The sequence below is a fragment of the Salipiger sp. HF18 genome (genome assembly GCF_011806505.1).
Lineage (GTDB): Bacteria > Pseudomonadota > Alphaproteobacteria > Rhodobacterales > Rhodobacteraceae > Salipiger > Salipiger thiooxidans.
In genome coordinates this window covers 29,282-45,313 of sequence record NZ_JAATOS010000006.1, presented here as the reverse complement: position 1 = coordinate 45,313, position 16,032 = coordinate 29,282, and the positions used below count along the sequence as shown (strand labels likewise).

The window sequence follows — 16,032 nt, the reverse complement described above, 5'->3', positions numbered from 1 at the left end:
CAAGCGTGACGCAGCGCTCCTCGCGGGTCTTGCCGTCAAGCGCAGGGGTGTGGCGCGGACGCTCGAGCGCGTCGGGGCACCAGTCGAGATCGAGCTCCCGCGCCAGTCCGCGGGCGAGAAGCGCCGACTGGTTGAAGCGCCGCCGCAGATGCCGCCGCAGGTGCAGAGGCACCGGCACCGCGATCATCTCGGGACGCACGAGCGCGCGGGCCTTGCGCGCCATCCAGACCGCAGCGGCCCCGGCGATGTCGTGACGGTCGCCGTGCTTCAACATCAGCACGAGCTTGCGGCCGTTGTCGCGGTAGAGCATCGCCGCAACCCCGCGCTGCCACGGCGGCGGCGTGGTCAGGCATGCGTCGCAGAACTCTTCTTCCTCGGAGCTGCCGGGCAGCGGCGTGCCGCAGGTGGCGCAGGCCAGTCCCGAGGTGAAGGGGGTGTCGCGCCAGCACGGCCCACACAGGCCGAAGTCGCTTTCGACGAGGCCACCGCAGAGCAGGCAGCGGGCCGGGTAGACGATACGCAGCATGGTTTGCAAGGCGGGCGCGAACATTCTAAGCAACCTCCATGTCCAGCCCCGCGCCCCTCACCGACCGCATCGCCCTGAGCCGACACCGCGCTCGTGCCGCGAACGACCCTGCAGTGTTCTTGCACGAGGCCGCCCGCGACGAGGTGCAGGATCGGCTGATGGTGGTTAACAGAACGTTTAAATCACCGGCCGTCGTGACAGCTTTTCCGCAGGTCTGGGACGGCTTCCTCCCCGACGCCCGGATCCTGCCCGACGACGAAGTGCTGGCGCTCGACGAAGGCGCGCATGACCTCGTGGTCCACGCCATGGCGCTGCACTGGGCCAACGACCCGGTGGGCCAGCTGGTGCAATGCCGCCGCGCGCTGAGGGCCGACGGGCTGCTGCTCGCGCTGTGCTTCGGCGGGCAGACCCTGCACGAGCTGCGCTCGGCGCTCGGCCAGGCCGAGATCGAGATCACCGGCGGCCTCTCGCCCCGGGTGCTGCCGATGGGCGAGATCCGCGGCCTTGGTGGCCTGCTGCAAAGGGCCGGGCTGGCGCTGCCGGTGGCGGACAGCTTCACGCTCACCGCCAGCTACGACTCGGCGCTGCACCTGATGCGCGACCTGCGCGCCATGGGCGAGACCAACGCCCTGACCGCCCGCCTCCGCCGCCCGACCCGCCGCGCCGTGCTGCTGCGCGCCGCCGAGCTCTATGCCGAGGGCTTCTCCGACGACAGCGGCCGCGTCACCGCCAGTTTCGAGATCGTGACCCTCACCGGATGGGCCCCGGACGCGAGCCAGCAGAAGCCGCTGCGCCCGGGATCTGCGGCGCAACGTCTCGCTGACGCCCTGAACGTCAATGAAACACCTCTTGAAGATTGAATCATTCCAAAGACGAGATACCTAAGTAAAGTCATCAGGATCACCTCAGGACAGGACAATGCTCGACGCCACCGACAAGGCCGCCCGCCCCGCTCACGGGCCCTCCGATCACCCCGCGATCTCCGCACCGAAAGTCGGGGTCCTTCTCGCCAACCTCGGCACGCCGGACCACTACTCCTACTGGCCGATGCGGCGGTACCTGAACGAGTTCCTCTCTGACACGCGGGTCATCGACTATCCGAAGTGGAAGTGGCAGCCGCTGCTGCAGGGGATCATCCTGACCAAGCGGCCGTTCAGCTCGGGCGCCAACTACAAGTCGATCTGGAACGAGGAGCTCAACGAGAGCCCCCTCATGACCATCACCAAGCAGCAGACCGCCGCCATCGCCGCCAAGATGCAGGCGCGCTACGGCGATCAGGTCATGGTCGATTTCTGCATGCGCTACGGCAACCCCTCGACCAAGTCCAAGGTCGAGACGATGGTCAAGGCCGGCTGCCGCAAGATCCTGTTCTTCCCGCTCTACCCGCACTACGCCGGCGCCACCTCGGCCACGGCCAACGACCAGTTCTTCCGGGCGCTGATGGACGAGGCGTGGCAGCCCACCGCCCGCGTCGTGGATCCGTATTTCGAGCAGCCGAGCTACATCGAGGCCCTGGCCCAGTCGGTCGAGCGCGGCTACGGGGCGCTGGCCGAGAAGCCGGACATCCTGGTGGTGAGCTACCATGGCATGCCCAAGCGCTACCTGATGCAGGGCGATCCGTACCATTGCCAGTGCCAGAAGACGACGCGGCTTCTGCGCGAGCGGCTGGGCTGGGGCGAGGACCGGATCACCACGACCTTCCAGTCGGTCTTCGGTCCGGAGGAATGGCTCAAACCCTACACGGTCGAGCACGTGGCCGAGCTGGCAAAGCTGGGCAAGAAGAAGATCGCGGTGATCGCGCCGGCCTTCTCGGCGGATTGCATCGAGACGCTGGAAGAGATCAACGAGGAAATCCGCGAGAGTTTCGAGCACGCGGGCGGGGAGCAGTTCACCTACATCCCCTGCCTCAACGACGATCCTGCGCATATCGACGCGCTGTCGGAGGTCATCGAGCAGAACCTCGCGGGCTGGGTCTCCTGACCCGCCCAGGGGCGACGGGCCAGGCTCTGCGCAAAGAAAAAGGCGGTGCCGAGGCACCGCCTTTTCCTTGTCCGAAGACGATCGGTGATCAGTCGGCCGATGCGGCAGCGGCAATCACGGCGATCAGCAGCAGCGGGATCACGATGCCGGCCGAGGACGAGCTCTGTTGAGTCTCTTCCACGACGACGACGGGCTCCATGACCACGTCGTCTTTGGCATAGGAACCGGCCATTGCGGTCGATGCGGTACCGGCAAGCACGGCGGCGAGAACGAGTTTTTTCATGTTATCCTCCAGATAATCGCCTGACGCAGATAGAAATTTCCACGTCAAGCACCCAAGACTTACCTCGTAAATCTGTCTAAGCAGCAATTCCTGGTGAATGCAAACTCAAGTTGTTGACGCCGAATGCGTCGCGCTCGCCCTGTGGTTAAATCAGCAACACCTGAGTGCCCACGACGGACATATTGTAGAGCTGTTCGATGTGCTCGTTGTAGAGCCCGATACAACCGTTAGAGGACCGACGCCCGATCTTGCGTGTGTCATGGGTACCGTGGATACGGTAGTACGTCCAGCTCAGATGCATGGCACGGGTGCCGAGCGGATTGTCCGGGCCGGGGCCGACGTAATCGGGCCACTCGGGGTTGCGCTCTTTCATCGAGGGGGTCGGCCGCCAGTCGGGCGACGGGTCCTTGAGAACCACCTGGGTACGACCGCGGCGGGTCAGGTCCTCGGTCAGCGGGACCGAGCACGGGTACAGGTGGTACGCGCCGGACGCTTCCCAGAAGTGCAGCGCGCGCGAGCTGATGTCGACGAGGATGGCCCCGTTGTTCAGCGAGTTGAAGTGCGGGTGCCAGTCGAGCGACCGGAAGCTCGAGATGTTGCGCCGCGTCGCGGGCGAGATGTCCCGCTCGATCTCGACGGTGTCACTGCCGTTCACGTTCTGCGCGAGCGCAGGCGTCCCGATCAGTGCCGCGCTGCCGGCGAGAAACGCGCGACGGTCAAAGCCTTTCTGTGCCATGTCGGTGGTATCCTTGTTGCACAAACGCCAAAAGCCCCAAAAACTGGGGATCATGTCCCATGATACCGGTCCCGGGTTATGGCCGTAAAGCCTCAGTCGCGTGTCAAACCGTGTTACGTTGGCCACTTCACGACGTTGTGCGTTTGATTAGCCTAGGCGCGCACGTTAAGGCGGGAAAACCCACGATATAGCTAGGCAGGACCATGAACCGACGCTCGTTCCTCATGATTTCCGCGGCGCTCCTGGCCGCTTCCTGTGGCCCGACGGTCACCGCACCGCAACTCGGCCCGGACGGCAAACCCCTGCCTCGTGCCTACCGGATTCCCGCGGGGTCCGAAGGCAAGATCGAATACAACATGCTCGATTCGGTCAACGCACTGCGCCAGGCGCGCGGCGTGGCGCCGCTTCAGCTTGATGCAAGGCTCAACGCCGCCGCCGCAACTCACGCGCGCGACATGTCGGTGCAGAACCGCCCGTGGCACTTCGGCTCGGACGGCTCCTCGCCGATCGACCGGGTGCAGCGCGTGGGCTACTCCGGCCGCCTCGTGGGAGAGAACATCTCCGAGACCTACGAGACCGAGCTCGAGACCCTCGCAGCGTGGATGGAAGAGGACGCAACCCGCAACGTCATCCTCGACGCCTCGGCCCGCGACATGGGCTTCGCCTGGTATCAGGAGAGCAACGGCAAGATCTGGTGGACGCTGGTGACCGGCGCGCCGGGGGCCGGCGCGGTCTGATCCCGCCCGCCACGTGACACGAATCGCCCGGCCCCTTGCGGTGGCCGGGCTTTTCTTTGGGCATAAGCCCCGGATCAGGGCTGGATGGTGATCGGCGTGCCGTCGCGGACCATGGCGTAGATGTCTTCCATCTCGCGGTCGGAGACGGCGATGCATCCCCAGGTCCAGTCGCGGCCGTTGCTTCTCCAGCTGCCGCCGCCGCGACGCTTCTTGTCCTTCGGCGGACCGCCGTGGATGAAGATGTCGCCGCCCGGGCTTTTCCCCGAAGACGCCGCGAAGGCGCGGTCGTAGGGGTTGGGGTAGGAAATCCCGATGCTCAGGTGGAAATTCGAGTTCGGGTTGCGCCGGTCGATGAAATAGAGCCCCTCGGGCGTCTTGCCGTCGCCCTCGTACTGCTTGTGACCCTGGGGCTGGAAGCCGAGCCCGATGTCGTAGCTTTCGAGCACCTTGTCATTGTGCAGGAGATACATCCTGCGGGTGCTCTTCTTGACCACGACCTGAGTCACTTCGGGCCCGTTGTAGGTCCTGAACTTGCTGCTGCATGCCCCGAGGCCGCCCAGCAAGGCGATGATGAGAATCAGCCTGAAAAACCGCATCTGTCCGCTCGTTGTTATTTTCGGTCTCTTTTTGCGACCAGTTTATAGCGCAAATTCAGCCTCCGGCATAGTCGGCGCTTCTGCGGAATCTAACGGTTTCACCGATCCGTGAGGCTGAGCTGCGCCACCAGTTCCACGTGGGTCGACCAGCGGAACTGATCCACCACCTGCAACCAGTCGAGCGTATAGCCCGCGGCCACCAGAACCGACGCGTCGCGGGCGAAGGTCACCGGGTTGCACGAGACGAAGGCGATGCGCGGGATCCGGGCCGCGGCAAGCTCGGCCACCTGTGCCTCGGCGCCGGCGCGGGGCGGGTCGATCACCGCGGCATCGAAGCGGTGCAGGTCCTCGGGCAGCAGCGGGTTGCGGAAGAGATCGCGCGCCTCGGAGGTGACATGACGCAGCCCCTCGGCCATGCGCCAGCCCTTGTCGAGCGCGACGGTCATCGCCTTGTCGCCCTCGACCGCGTGGACCCGCGCGTTTTCCGCCAGCGGCAGCGCAAAGGTACCGCAACCGGCAAAGAGATCGACGATATGGCTGGCGTCGCCCACCGCTTCGCGCACACCGGCCAGCAGCGCGGCCTCGCCTTCGGGCGTGGCCTGCAGGAAGGCGCCGGGCGGCGGTACGACCTCGGCGCGGCCCATCTTCTGCACCGCCGGGCGCCGGGTCAGCGCCACCTCGTCGCCCCAGGCGACCCGCGCCACGTCATGCGCACGCGCCAGATCGGCGAGCTCGGACTGCAGCTGCGGATCGAGCTCCTTGCCGCCGCTCACCCTGACGTCGAGCCCGTTGGCCCCGGTCGTCAACAGTACCGACAGCTCTCCCTTGCGGCTGCCGCCGAGCACGGCCATCGCCTCGACCAGCGGCAGGCCGGCGGCGAGCTTCGGATCGACCAGCAGGCAATCGGGCACCGGCACGATGACGTCCGAGCCCTTCATGTGGAACCCCGCCAGCGCGCCCTTCTTGGTACGCCGGGCCGAGAAGGTCGCGCGCCGCCGGCTTTGCGGTTTCGAGGTTGCGCAGGGTCGAAACTCGGTCTCGAGCTTGTGGGCGGAGAGCGCGTGCCGAACCACCCCGACCTTCCAGTCCTCGACGAAATCGTCGCGGGCGTGCTGAAGCTGGCAGCCGCCGCAGCCCTTGGCGTGGCGACAGGGCGCCTTCACCCGCATCTCCGAGGGCGTGACGATGCGCGGCGCCGCCATCACGTTGTTGGCAATCTCGCCCTCGACGGTTTCGCCGGGCAGAGCTCCGGGCACGAAGACAGGGCCCGGCGCAATGCCATCCCCCTGATGCCCGAGACGTTCGATCGTGACCTGTTCCATGCGGGACTAATGCCCCGCAACGGCCCCGCTGTCGAGATCGCGCAGAAAGCGCCGCACCGCGCGGGGCGAAGTCAGCACCACGGTGCGGACCCCGGGGCCGGCCTGATCGGCCACCGAACGGTTGCGGACACGGTTGCTGTGCCGCGTGTCCCAGACCCATTTCAGGAACTCGGCGTCGAAGCGCTCGGGGCAATTGTCGGGAAGATCGGGGCGGGGCTGGCCGCCGGCGAACTCGAACCCCCGCCTCAGCAACCGCCCAAGCCGCAGAGCAAGCGGAATGGCGAGCACGAGGACCGGGTCGGCGCGGGCGAGCCGCGTGTCCCACGTGGCCGAGAGCCCGCCCTCGATGATCCAGCTCTCCTTGCGCTCGGCGGCGCGCATCATCGCGAGCTTCTCCTCGCGCTCGCGTTCGACCCATCCGGGCGTCCAGTGGATGTGGTCGATGTGCACGACCGGCAGGCCGGTGCGTGCGCCAAGCTGCCGGGCGAGGGTCGATTTCCCAGCGCCCGGCTGCCCGACAATCATAACGCGTTTCACTCGGCGGCGTCCTCCACCGCCTCTGCCTCGGGCACGATGAACCCGCCCGACTGCCGGTGCCAGTACCGCGCGTAGAGCCCGTCCTGCGCCAGCAGTTCGTCATGGGTGCCCTGCTCGACGATGTGGCCGCGGTCCAGCACGATGATCCGGTCCATCTCGGAGAGGGTCGAGAGCCGGTGCGCGATGGCCATGACCGTCTTGCCCTCCATCACCCGCTCGAGCGCCGACTGGATCGCCGCCTCGACCTCGGAATCGAGCGCAGAGGTGGCCTCGTCCAGCACCAGGATCGGCGCGTCCTTGAGGATGGCGCGGGCCAGCGCAATGCGCTGCCGCTGCCCGCCCGAGAGCTTTACGCCGCGCTCGCCCAGATGCGCGTCATAGCCCTCGCGCCCCATGTGGTCGCGCAGGCCAAGGATGAACTCATGCGCCTCGGCCTTCTCGGCGGCGGCGATGACATCCTCCATGGTGGCACCGGGCCGGCCGTAGCGGATGTTGTCCAGCGCCGAGCGGTTGAACATCGCGGTCTCCTGCGTGACCATGCCGATCTGGCGGCGCAGGCTCTCCTGCGTGACCTCGGCGATGTTCTGGCCGTCGATGAAAATACCGCCCTTTTCGGCGTCATAGAGCCGCAACAGCAGCGCAACCATGGTCGACTTGCCGGCGCCCGAGGCGCCGACGACGCCGACCTTCTCACCCGGAGCGAGGGTCACGGCGATGTGCTCGACCCCGCCCTCCTTGCGCCCGTAGGAGAACGCCACGTCGCGGAAATCGATCTCGCCGCTGGTAACCTCGAGCGGCGTCGCGCCGGGGGCGTCGAGCAGCGTGTGCGCCGGGGTGATGGTGCGGATGCCATCCTCGATCTCGCCGATGTTGGCGTAGATGCCCATGAGCGTGAAGCTGACCCAGCCGGTCATCTGGCTGAGCCGGATCGCGACCGCGCCGGTGGCGGCGATGTCGCCCGCGGTGACGAAGCTCTGCGACCAGAAGAACAGCGCACCGCCGATCAGCACCACCGGCAGCGTCCCCGCCAGCGCCATGAGACAAAGCCGGAACGCCGACGCGACCCGCCCGAACGAGATGAAGCGGTCGCGGTAGGTCGACATGGCGCCGAGCGCGGCCTCGTCCTCGAAGTCGTCATGAGCGAAGAGCTTCACGGTCTTGATGTTGGTCACCGTATCGACGAGCTGACCGGTCACCATGGCCCGTGCGGCGGCGCGCGCCTTGGAGCGGGCCCGGATGCGCGGCATGAAGAACCGCAGCAAAAAGGCATAGGCCACAACCCAGGCCAGCAGCCCCATGGCGATGCGCCAGTCGATGGACCCCACCAGCAGCACCGAGCCCACCACCGAGGCCAGCGCGAAGAGGATCGCCTGCACCACCTCGGAGATCACGTCGTTCAGCGCCCGAGCGGTCTGCATCTCCTTCTGCGAGATCCGCCCCGCGAAGTCGTTGTCGAAGAAGGTGACGGAATGGCCCAGCGTGTAGCGGTGCACCCGGCTCAGGATCAGGTTGAACACGTTGGGCTGCATCACGACCGACTGGATGTAGGCGGAAAGCCCGGCGATCCCCGGCCGCACCGCGATGAAGAACACCGCGCAGAACAGCAGGAACGGCCAGTGCGCCGAGAACACGGTCGTGGCGTCGCTCTCGAGCGTGCGGTCGATCACGTCGCCCAGCAGTTTCGCCGTCAGGACCTCGAAGGCACCGCCCAGTGCCGACAGGATGCCGGCGGGGATCAGCACCGGCCAGGCGCCCTTCAGCGCCCAGAGGACGAAGCGTCCGAGGGTCTGGGGAGGCGGGGTCTGCGCGCGCGAAAACGGGTCTATTATGTCGGAAAAGCTCATTCCGATGCCTTGTCACCTTGCATGTCGGGGTCGAGAAACCCGCCGGACTGGCGGGCCCAGAAGCTCGCATATAGGCCGGCTTGGTGCAGAAGCACGTCATGGCTGCCTTGTTCGACGATGCGTCCACCGTCGAGCACGAGGATACGGTCCATTTGCGCGATGGTCGAGAGCCGGTGCGCGATCGCGATCACGGTCTTGCCCTCCATCATGCCGTAGAGCGTGTCCTGGATCGCCGCCTCGACCTCGGAATCAAGCGCCGAGGTCGCCTCGTCGAGGAGCAGGATCGGCGCGTCCTTGAGGATGACCCGCGCCAGCGCGATACGCTGCCGCTGCCCGCCCGAGAGCTTTACGCCGCGCTCGCCCACATGGGCATCGTAGCCGCTGCGCCCCTGCGGATCCTGCAGGGTGAGGATGAACTCGTGCGCCTGCGCCTGCTTCGCCGCCGCGACGATCTGCTCTTCGCTGGCGCCCGGGCGACCGTAGAGCAGGTTCTCGCGAACCGAGCGGTGCAGGAGCGCGCTGTCCTGCTGCACCATGCCGATGGTGCGGCGCAGGCTGTCCTGCTGGACCTTCGTCACGTCCTGCCCATCGATCAGGATGCGGCCGCCCTCGGCGTCGTAGAACCGCAGAAGCAGCTTCACGAGGGTCGATTTCCCCGCCCCCGAGCGCCCCACCAGCCCGATCTTCTCGCCCGGCTCGATGGTCAGCGAGATGCGGTCGAGCCCGCCCTGCCCGCGACCGTAATGGTGGCTGACGTTCTCGAGGGTGATCTCGCCCCGGTCGAGCACCAGCGGCGCGGCGCCCGGCGCGTCGGTCAGGGTGATCGGCTGGGCGATGGTCTCCATCCCCTCGGCCACGACACCGAGCTGGCGGAAGAAGGTGGTGAGCGCCCACATGATCCAGCCGGTCATGGCATTGAGCCGAAGCGTCAGCGCGGTTGCGGCGGCCACCACGCCGACCGAGGCCCCGCCCTGCATCCACAGCAGAAGCCCCCAGCCCACCACACCGACGATCAGCAGCCCGTTGAGGATCACCAGGGCCACATCCATGATGGTATAGAGCCGCATTTCGCGCTGCAGCGTGACACGCGAACGCTCGATGGCCTCCTTGGCGTAGTCGAGCTCCTGCGCGTCCTGCGCGAACATCTTCACCGAGTGGATGTTGGTGTAGGCGTCCACGACCCGGCCGTTCACGAAGCTCCGCGCATCCGAAGCGGCCTTGGACGCGTGACCGACGCGCCGGATCGTCCAGCGCATCAGCAGCGCGTAGGCACCGAACCACATCAGCAGCGGCAGCAGCAGGCGCGGGTCGGCATCGGCAAGCAGCACCGCCGCGCCAACGACGTAGGCCAGCGCGAAAGTGATGGCGTCGAAGACCTGGAACACCGCCTCGCCCGCGGCGGGCGGGGTCTGCATGATGCGGTTGGCGATGCGCCCGGCGAAATCGTTCTCGAACCAGCCGATGGACTGGCGCAGCACCTGCGCGTGTGCCCTCCAGCGGATCAGCGTGCCGAAGTTCGGCGTGATCGCGTTGTTCAGCACCAGCACGTCGAGCGCCTGCAGCAGCGGACGGAGCAGCAGGATGAAAAGCCCGAGCAGGATCAGCGCGGTGCCGTGTTCCTCCCAGACCTGCGACGGGTCGCCGGCGAGAATGTCCACGACCCAGCCCATGGCCCAGATCAACCCGATCTCGACCGACGCCACGGCGACAGAGAGCAGCGCCGCCCAGATGAAGACACGGCGGAACGGGCGCGCGTAATCGGTGAGGAACGGGAGCAGCCGGGTCGGAGGACGGTCGGTCGGCGGGTAGTCGGTGTACGGATCTACGAGATCTTCAAAGTAACGGAACACGGGAATTGGGCCTTCGTCATTGAGGCGCGAAGTCTCCCCGATTCCCTACAGGAAAACCATGACCGAAAAGCTCCCCAGCGCGAGCGCCATGATCCGGGCGAAAATCCGCCACGCCCGCGGGGTCGTCAGCAGGTACGTCAGCAGTGCCCCCGCGCTGGTCCAGAAGGTGCAGCAGAAGAGGTTGATTCCGGAAAAGGCGCTACCAAGCCGCAGTGCCTCGGCCAGCGGGCCGCCACCGCCGGGATAGGCCGAGGCCGCGGCAAGTGCCACCGCCCAGACCTTGGGATTCACCCACTGGAAGAGCGCGCCTTCGATCAGCGTCATGGGCCGGTCGCGATCGGCCTTGCCGCGACGCCGGTCCGCCGTCCAGAGGCCCCAGGCCATCCACATCATCCAGCCGCTGGCGGCGATCTTGAGGATGAGTTCCAGCGCCGGCGCCTCGCGCAGCAGTGCCGCGATGCCAAGCCCGGTGAGCCCGGCGGTGACGCCCACGCCCAGCACCACGCCGAAGAGATGCGGTAAGGTCCGGCGCAGGCCGAAGCGGGCACCGGAGGCGGTGAGCAGCACGACGTTCGGACCGGGCGAGAACAGGCCGAAGAACACGAACCCGTAGAGCGGATCGAGGATCATTCCAGCAGGTCGTCCCGGGACAGCATGAACCCCGAGGCGATCCAGCGCCGTTCGAGCCTGCGCAGCGCCTCGCCCAGTTCCGGGCCCTGCACCCCGGGCATCAGGTCGCGCGGTTTCACGGGAAACTTCGCCCCGGCGCCCTTGGCGATCTCGTCCTTGACGAAGGGCGCGACCGGCTGCCCGAGACTCGCCGCCCGCAGGATCGCCACGTCGAGCGCAATCTCCGCGCCGTGCCGCCAGGCGGTCTCGGCGATGGGCTCGTCCGAGGACAACAGGCTCTGATACAGCCCAAGTCGCTTCTGTTGCCCCCGCGAGAGCCGCAGCGACGCGCCGTCATAATACCCAAGCCCCGCCAGCCGGCGCATCGGGTCGGGCGCGAGCCCGTGGCCCTGTTCCAGCGCGACAAGCGGCTGGATCGCCAGAATGCTGGCGCCGGGCAAAACCTTGTCGAGCACCCCGCTCTCGGCCATGACGCAGATCGCGATCTCGGGCTCGGGCGCCCGCAGGAGCCGCACCATCTCGTGCCCGACACGCTCGGCCGAGAGCTTTTGCAGACCGTCGAGATTGGCCGCGATCCCGGCCAGCGCCTCGGCGTCGACACCCTCGGCGGGGTCGCCGTACCATGCGATGAAACGGAAGAAGCGCAGGATGCGCAGATAATCCTCGCGGATGCGCTCGCCCGCGTCGCCGATGAAGCGCACGCGCCGTGCCTCGAGATCCGTCAGCCCGCCGAGCGGGTCGAGCACCCTGCCCCGCGCGTCGGCATAGAGCGCATTCATGGTGAAGTCGCGCCGCGCGGCATCCTCGGCCACGTCATCGGCATAGCGCACCACGGCGCGACGGCCATCGGTTTCGACATCGGCGCGATAGGTGGTGACCTCGTGCCCTACGCCGTCGGCGACCACGGTGACGGTGCCGTGCTCGATGCCGGTGGGAACCGCCTTGAGACCGGCGCTCTCGGCCAGCAAGACCACGCGTTCGGGCCGCGCGTTGGTGGCGATGTCGACGTCACCGACCGCGACATTCATCAGTGCATTGCGCACGCAGCCGCCGACCACGTAGGCCTCGTGCCCGCCGGCCTCGAGCATGGCGAGCACGTGCTGTGTGGAATCACAGCTCAGCCAGTCGCCGGAAACCTGTGTCACCCGTCCATCCGCCCGGCCAGCGCCCTCAGCATCCGCGCAGTGGCGCCCCAGATGTAATAGGGACCGTAGGGAACGGTGTAATAGAGCCTGCGCTGGCCGCGCCAGCGCCGTCCCTGCACCGAGAACCGCGACCGATCGGTGACGTGCTCGAAGGGAACCCGGAAGATCTCGGCGACCTCGCCGGGCTCGGGCACCGGGTCGAACCTGTCACTGACAAGGCCCACGACCGGGGTGACGAGAAAGCCGGTGACGGTCTCGTGCGGGGGCATCGTGCCGAGGATCTCGACCGTTTCGGACCGGAGACCGACCTCTTCGCGCGCCTCGCGCAGAGCGGCGGCGACGGGGCCGTCGTCTTCCGGATCCACCTTGCCGCCGGGAAAGGCGATCTGGCCCGGGTGGTGCTTGAGGCGGGAAGAGCGCTTGGTGAGCACCAGCTCGAGCCCCTCGGGTCCGGGCAGGAACGCGGCCAGCACACCGGCCGGCCGCAGTTTGCGATTTTCGGGAAGAACCGTGCCGGGGTTCAGATCGAAATCGGACGAAGGCGCGCCGGTTTCCGCCATCGCCCGGCGCAGGGCCGCGATCTGCTCCCCGGTTCGGCTCACTTCCGGGCCTCGAACCCCACGCTCTCGGGGTCGAGCTCATAATGGCGACCGCAGAACTGGCAGTCCGCGGTGACCAGCCCGTCCTCGGTGGTCATCTTCTGGATGTCCTTGGCCGAGTAGATCGACAGCGACTGGCGCACCCGATCTTCCGAACAGGTGCAGCCGAAGCGCACCGACTGGGCGTCGAAGACGCGGGGCTGTTCCTCGTGGAAGAGCCGCACGAGCAGGTCGGTCGGCGGCAGGTCCGGACCGATCAGTTCGAGCTCGTCGACGGTGTCCACGTGGAAGTTCACGCGGCGCCAGTTCTCTTCCTCGTCGCCGGTGACCAGGTCCTCGGGGCGGAGCAGTCCGTTTTCGCCGGTGCCGCCTTCGCCCGAGGCGAAGGGCGAGGCCTTGGGCATGGTCTGGATCATCAGGCCGCCGGCGCGCCATTCGCCGGTGCCGTCCGCCAGCTTTGCCTTGCCGAAGTTCAGCGCGAAACGGGTCGGCAGCTGCTCGGACTGCGCGAAATAGGACTCGGCACACGCCGCGAGCGAACCGCCCGCAAGCGGGGTGATGCCCTGGTAGGGCGTGGTGCCCTTGCCCTGGTCGACGAGGATCGCGAAATAGCCGTCCTCGAGCTGGTCGAAGGCGGCGGCGTCGCTGATCTTGCTGGCGTCATAGCTGGCATAGGCCCGGATGCGCGCCGGCTGCCCCTCTTTCTCGGGGGCGAAGTAGTCGGTCGCAATCATCCGCAGGGCGCCGCGGGTCTGCACCTGCAGCGAAAGCTTCCACCGCAGTTTCACCGTCTGCCCGATCAGCGCCGTCAGCAGCGCCATCTCGGCGACCAGTGCCTCGACCGGTTCCGGGTAGTCATGCTGGCTCAGGATGCCGTTCAGCGCACCGTCAAGCCGCGCCACCCGGCCACGGATGTCGGAGAGATCAAGCTGAAACGGAAGGACGGTATCGTCCCAGGCAAGTTTGCTGCCGATGGTCATGGGGTTTCCTTATCTGCCGCGCGTTGGCATACCGGCACCATATAGGCAGGACAAGCCAGATACCAAGGGGGCCGACATGATCGCACGCTACGGAGCTTCGCCGGAACCCGGCCGCCGCTACACGCTTCGCCCCGGGGTCTACGCGATCCTGCCGCGCGACGGGGCGCTGCTGGTGACCCATCAGCAAGAGCCCTGGCCCGAGTTCCAGCTGCCCGGCGGCGGCATCGACGCGGGCGAGCAGCCCCTGACCGCCCTGCACCGCGAGGTCTACGAAGAGACCGGCTGGCACATCGCCCGGCCGCGCCGGCTGGGAGCGTTCCGCCGCTTCGCCTACATGCCGGAATACGATCTCTGGGCCGAGAAGCTCTGCATCATCTACACCGCCCTTCCCGTCCGGCCCCGCGGCGAGCCGACCGAGCCCGGCCACAGCGCGCACTGGATGGCGCCCGAGCTTGCGATGGAGCTGCTGGGCAACCCCGGCGACCGCGATTTCGTCGCGCGCTGCATGCGCTGAGCGCGCCCTAGCAACCGACATATTCCACCAGCGCCGCCGAGACGTCGTCCTGCAGCGCGGTGCCCTTGCGGGTGATCTGGCTGAGGTTCCAGTAGAGATCGTCGAGAAACTCGGTCCCGCCGGCAGCGAGGTAACGACCGACCAGCGCCCGCAGCCCGTCCTCTTCGAGCATGGTGTTGTCCTTGAGCTCGGCCTCGGTGATACCGTCGGAATAGAGCAGAAGCCGGTCGCCCGGCGCCATGGTGAACTGGATCGGCGCATAGCTCACCCCCGTCACCAGCCCCACCGGCAGACCGCCCTCGCCGATGAAGGACATGCTGCCATCGGCCCGGATCAGCAGCGGCGGCGGGTGCCCGGCCTGCACCAGCGTCACGTCGCCGGTGGCGAAGTTCAGCGTCATGTAGACCATGGTGAGATATTCCAGCACCCCGGGATCGGCGGAGAGCCGGTCGTTGAGCCGCACCGCCACCTCTTCCGGCGGGCGGAAGGCGAGGAATCTGTTGTACCTCCGTTCAAGCGCGATGTTCTGGTCGGGGAAGTCGTTGCCGAGATATCCCGCCACCCGCGCGGTCATCAGCGCCGAGGTGATGCCGTGGCCCGAGACGTCGAGGCTGTAGACCCCGACGCCGGTCGCATTGGGGCTGAACATTCCGACGAGATCGCCGCCGACGTGCCCGCAGGGTTTCAGCAGCAGGCTGACGCGGGCGGTGCCGAAATCGCGGCTGCGCTCGGGGACCAGTGCCTCCTGGATCGTGCGGGCCTGCCGGAGATCGCGGTCGATGGCGTCATAGGCACTGCGCAGCCGGCCGAGCGTGTCCGACAGTTGCCGCTGCATCGACAGGATCCGTGCGCCGGCATTGATCCGGGCACGCAGCTCGTAGGAATTCACCGGCTTGGTCAGAAAGTCGTCGGCCCCCGCGTCGAGCCCGCGCGCGATCTCTTCCTTTTCGCCCTTCGAGGTGAGCAGGATGAAATAGCCGTAGCGGTCGCGCTTCAGCTCGCGGAACTGTCGGCAGAACTCGAGCCCGTCCATCCCCGGCATCATCCAGTCCGACAGCACCGCGTCGGGCACCATGGTGCGACAGATCTCGAGCGCCTGCTCGCCGCTGCTGGCCTCGAGCACCTCGAACCCCCAGCGCCGCATCACGGCGCAGAGAATCTTGAGCTGCACGGGGCTGTCATCCACCACGAGCACGCGCTGGAGCGAGGCCTCCGAGGTCGAGGCGGCAATCGTATCGGCGGGCTTCGGCTGCAAGCAGGCTCCTCACGAACGGGGGGTGCAAGATGTTTTCCGGAGCCGGTCTTAATGTCCCCCTTACGCGGGTTCGTCGCCGGTCCGCCGCCGGCAAAGCGAGACAAGGGAATCTTCACCTTTTGCTCCTAGTCCTGAACACGACCGGGAGGTGCGCTATGATCGACTGGAGCCGCGTCGCCGAGTTGCGCGACGAAATTGGGGCCGAGGATTTTCAGGAGGTGGTCGACCTGTTCCTGGACGAGGTTGCAGGCGCCCTTGCCGAACTTCAGGAGGCGGCGGAAGACCCCGGCGAACTCGAGGCGCGGCTGCATTTCCTCAAGGGAAGCGCGCTGAACCTCGGTTTCGCGGCGCTGTCCGAGCTCTGCCATCATGGCGAGACGGCCGCGCGCAGGGGCGCGACCGGCGGTATCTCTCTCGACCGGGTGGCCGAGGTCTATGAACGCTCGCGCGCCGAATTCCTGCGCGAGCTGCCGCAGCGGCTTGCCGCCTGACCCGTGA

At 67.2% G+C, this 16,032-nt stretch carries 18 protein-coding genes; 5 read left to right on the top strand and 13 right to left on the bottom strand.

The features are described 5' to 3' along the window. Positions 1–550, bottom strand: a 550-nt coding sequence (locus tag HC022_RS01965) for a double zinc ribbon domain-containing protein (RefSeq protein ID WP_167451130.1), incomplete at its 3' end; no start/stop codon positions are given. Between the two features lie 14 nt (positions 551–564). Between HC022_RS01965 and HC022_RS01960 the strand changes: the two genes are divergently transcribed. Then, positions 565–1,386, top strand: a complete 822-nt coding sequence (locus HC022_RS01960; RefSeq protein WP_167451129.1) for an SAM-dependent methyltransferase — start codon at positions 565–567, stop codon at positions 1,384–1,386. 58 nt (positions 1,387–1,444) lie between these two features. Next, positions 1,445–2,506, top strand: a complete 1,062-nt coding sequence (gene hemH / locus HC022_RS01955) for a ferrochelatase (RefSeq protein ID WP_167451128.1) — start codon at positions 1,445–1,447, stop codon at positions 2,504–2,506. Between the two features lie 88 nt (positions 2,507–2,594). Here hemH and HC022_RS01950 read toward each other — a convergent pair whose 3' ends face one another. Next, complete coding sequence (locus HC022_RS01950) at positions 2,595–2,789, bottom strand: hypothetical protein (RefSeq protein WP_008887140.1); 195 nt, start codon at positions 2,787–2,789, stop codon at positions 2,595–2,597. A gap of 145 nt (positions 2,790–2,934) precedes the next feature. After that, a complete protein-coding gene (locus HC022_RS01945) occupies positions 2,935–3,525 on the bottom strand; it encodes a L,D-transpeptidase (protein WP_008887256.1) in 591 nt (196 codons plus the stop codon). A 203-nt stretch (positions 3,526–3,728) separates the two neighbouring features. Between HC022_RS01945 and HC022_RS01940 the strand changes: the two genes are divergently transcribed. Beyond that, the gene (locus HC022_RS01940) at positions 3,729–4,262 is read left to right on the top strand and encodes a CAP domain-containing protein (protein WP_008886867.1); all 534 of its coding nucleotides are present in this window, start codon (positions 3,729–3,731) and stop codon (positions 4,260–4,262) included. A 74-nt stretch (positions 4,263–4,336) separates the two neighbouring features. Here the strand turns inward: HC022_RS01940 and HC022_RS01935 are convergent, their stop codons facing one another. The 9 genes from HC022_RS01935 to HC022_RS01895 all read right to left on the bottom strand — a co-directional run bounded on the left by HC022_RS01935 (position 4,337) and on the right by HC022_RS01895 (position 13,765). Beyond that, positions 4,337–4,858, bottom strand: coding sequence for a murein L,D-transpeptidase family protein (locus HC022_RS01935; protein WP_008886933.1), 522 nt, complete (start codon positions 4,856–4,858; stop codon positions 4,337–4,339). Positions 4,859–4,956: 98 nt separating this feature from the next. Further along, a complete protein-coding gene (locus HC022_RS01930; RefSeq protein ID WP_167451127.1) occupies positions 4,957–6,180 on the bottom strand; it encodes a class I SAM-dependent RNA methyltransferase in 1,224 nt (407 codons plus the stop codon). Positions 6,181–6,186: 6 nt separating this feature from the next. Then, the gene (locus HC022_RS01925) at positions 6,187–6,717 is read right to left on the bottom strand and encodes an AAA family ATPase (protein WP_167451126.1); all 531 of its coding nucleotides are present in this window, start codon (positions 6,715–6,717) and stop codon (positions 6,187–6,189) included. Continuing rightward, on the bottom strand, positions 6,714–8,561 hold the full coding sequence (locus tag HC022_RS01920) for an ABC transporter ATP-binding protein (RefSeq protein WP_167451125.1): 1,848 nt from the start codon (positions 8,559–8,561) through the stop codon (positions 6,714–6,716). Before HC022_RS01920 ends, HC022_RS01925 begins: the two co-directional genes overlap by 4 nt. Then, positions 8,558–10,411, bottom strand: a complete 1,854-nt coding sequence (locus HC022_RS01915) for an ABC transporter ATP-binding protein (RefSeq protein WP_167451124.1) — start codon at positions 10,409–10,411, stop codon at positions 8,558–8,560. The genes HC022_RS01920 and HC022_RS01915 overlap by 4 nt, the downstream gene beginning before the upstream one ends. 45 nt (positions 10,412–10,456) lie before the next feature. Next, positions 10,457–11,041, bottom strand: coding sequence for a LysE family translocator (locus HC022_RS01910; protein ID WP_008887008.1), 585 nt, complete (start codon positions 11,039–11,041; stop codon positions 10,457–10,459). Beyond that, the gene (locus tag HC022_RS01905; RefSeq protein ID WP_167451123.1) at positions 11,038–12,186 is read right to left on the bottom strand and encodes a CCA tRNA nucleotidyltransferase; all 1,149 of its coding nucleotides are present in this window, start codon (positions 12,184–12,186) and stop codon (positions 11,038–11,040) included. Before HC022_RS01905 ends, HC022_RS01910 begins: the two co-directional genes overlap by 4 nt. Further along, the gene (locus HC022_RS01900) at positions 12,183–12,788 is read right to left on the bottom strand and encodes a CoA pyrophosphatase (protein ID WP_368484596.1); all 606 of its coding nucleotides are present in this window, start codon (positions 12,786–12,788) and stop codon (positions 12,183–12,185) included. The genes HC022_RS01905 and HC022_RS01900 overlap by 4 nt, the downstream gene beginning before the upstream one ends. Next, a complete protein-coding gene (locus tag HC022_RS01895; protein ID WP_167451122.1) occupies positions 12,785–13,765 on the bottom strand; it encodes an Hsp33 family molecular chaperone HslO in 981 nt (326 codons plus the stop codon). The genes HC022_RS01900 and HC022_RS01895 overlap by 4 nt, the downstream gene beginning before the upstream one ends. A gap of 76 nt (positions 13,766–13,841) precedes the next feature. On the opposite strand from HC022_RS01895, the gene HC022_RS01890 reads away from it, so the two are divergent. Next, on the top strand, positions 13,842–14,279 hold the full coding sequence (locus HC022_RS01890; RefSeq protein ID WP_008886553.1) for an NUDIX domain-containing protein: 438 nt from the start codon (positions 13,842–13,844) through the stop codon (positions 14,277–14,279). Between the two features lie 7 nt (positions 14,280–14,286). On the opposite strand, the gene HC022_RS01885 is transcribed toward HC022_RS01890, so the two are convergent. Continuing rightward, a complete protein-coding gene (locus HC022_RS01885) occupies positions 14,287–15,534 on the bottom strand; it encodes a PP2C family protein-serine/threonine phosphatase (RefSeq protein ID WP_167451121.1) in 1,248 nt (415 codons plus the stop codon). Between the two features lie 155 nt (positions 15,535–15,689). Between HC022_RS01885 and HC022_RS01880 the strand changes: the two genes are divergently transcribed. Then, positions 15,690–16,025: an Hpt domain-containing protein gene (locus tag HC022_RS01880; RefSeq protein ID WP_167451120.1), complete on the top strand. Its 336-nt coding sequence runs from the start codon at positions 15,690–15,692 to the stop codon at positions 16,023–16,025. Positions 16,026–16,032: the final 7 nt, after the last annotated feature.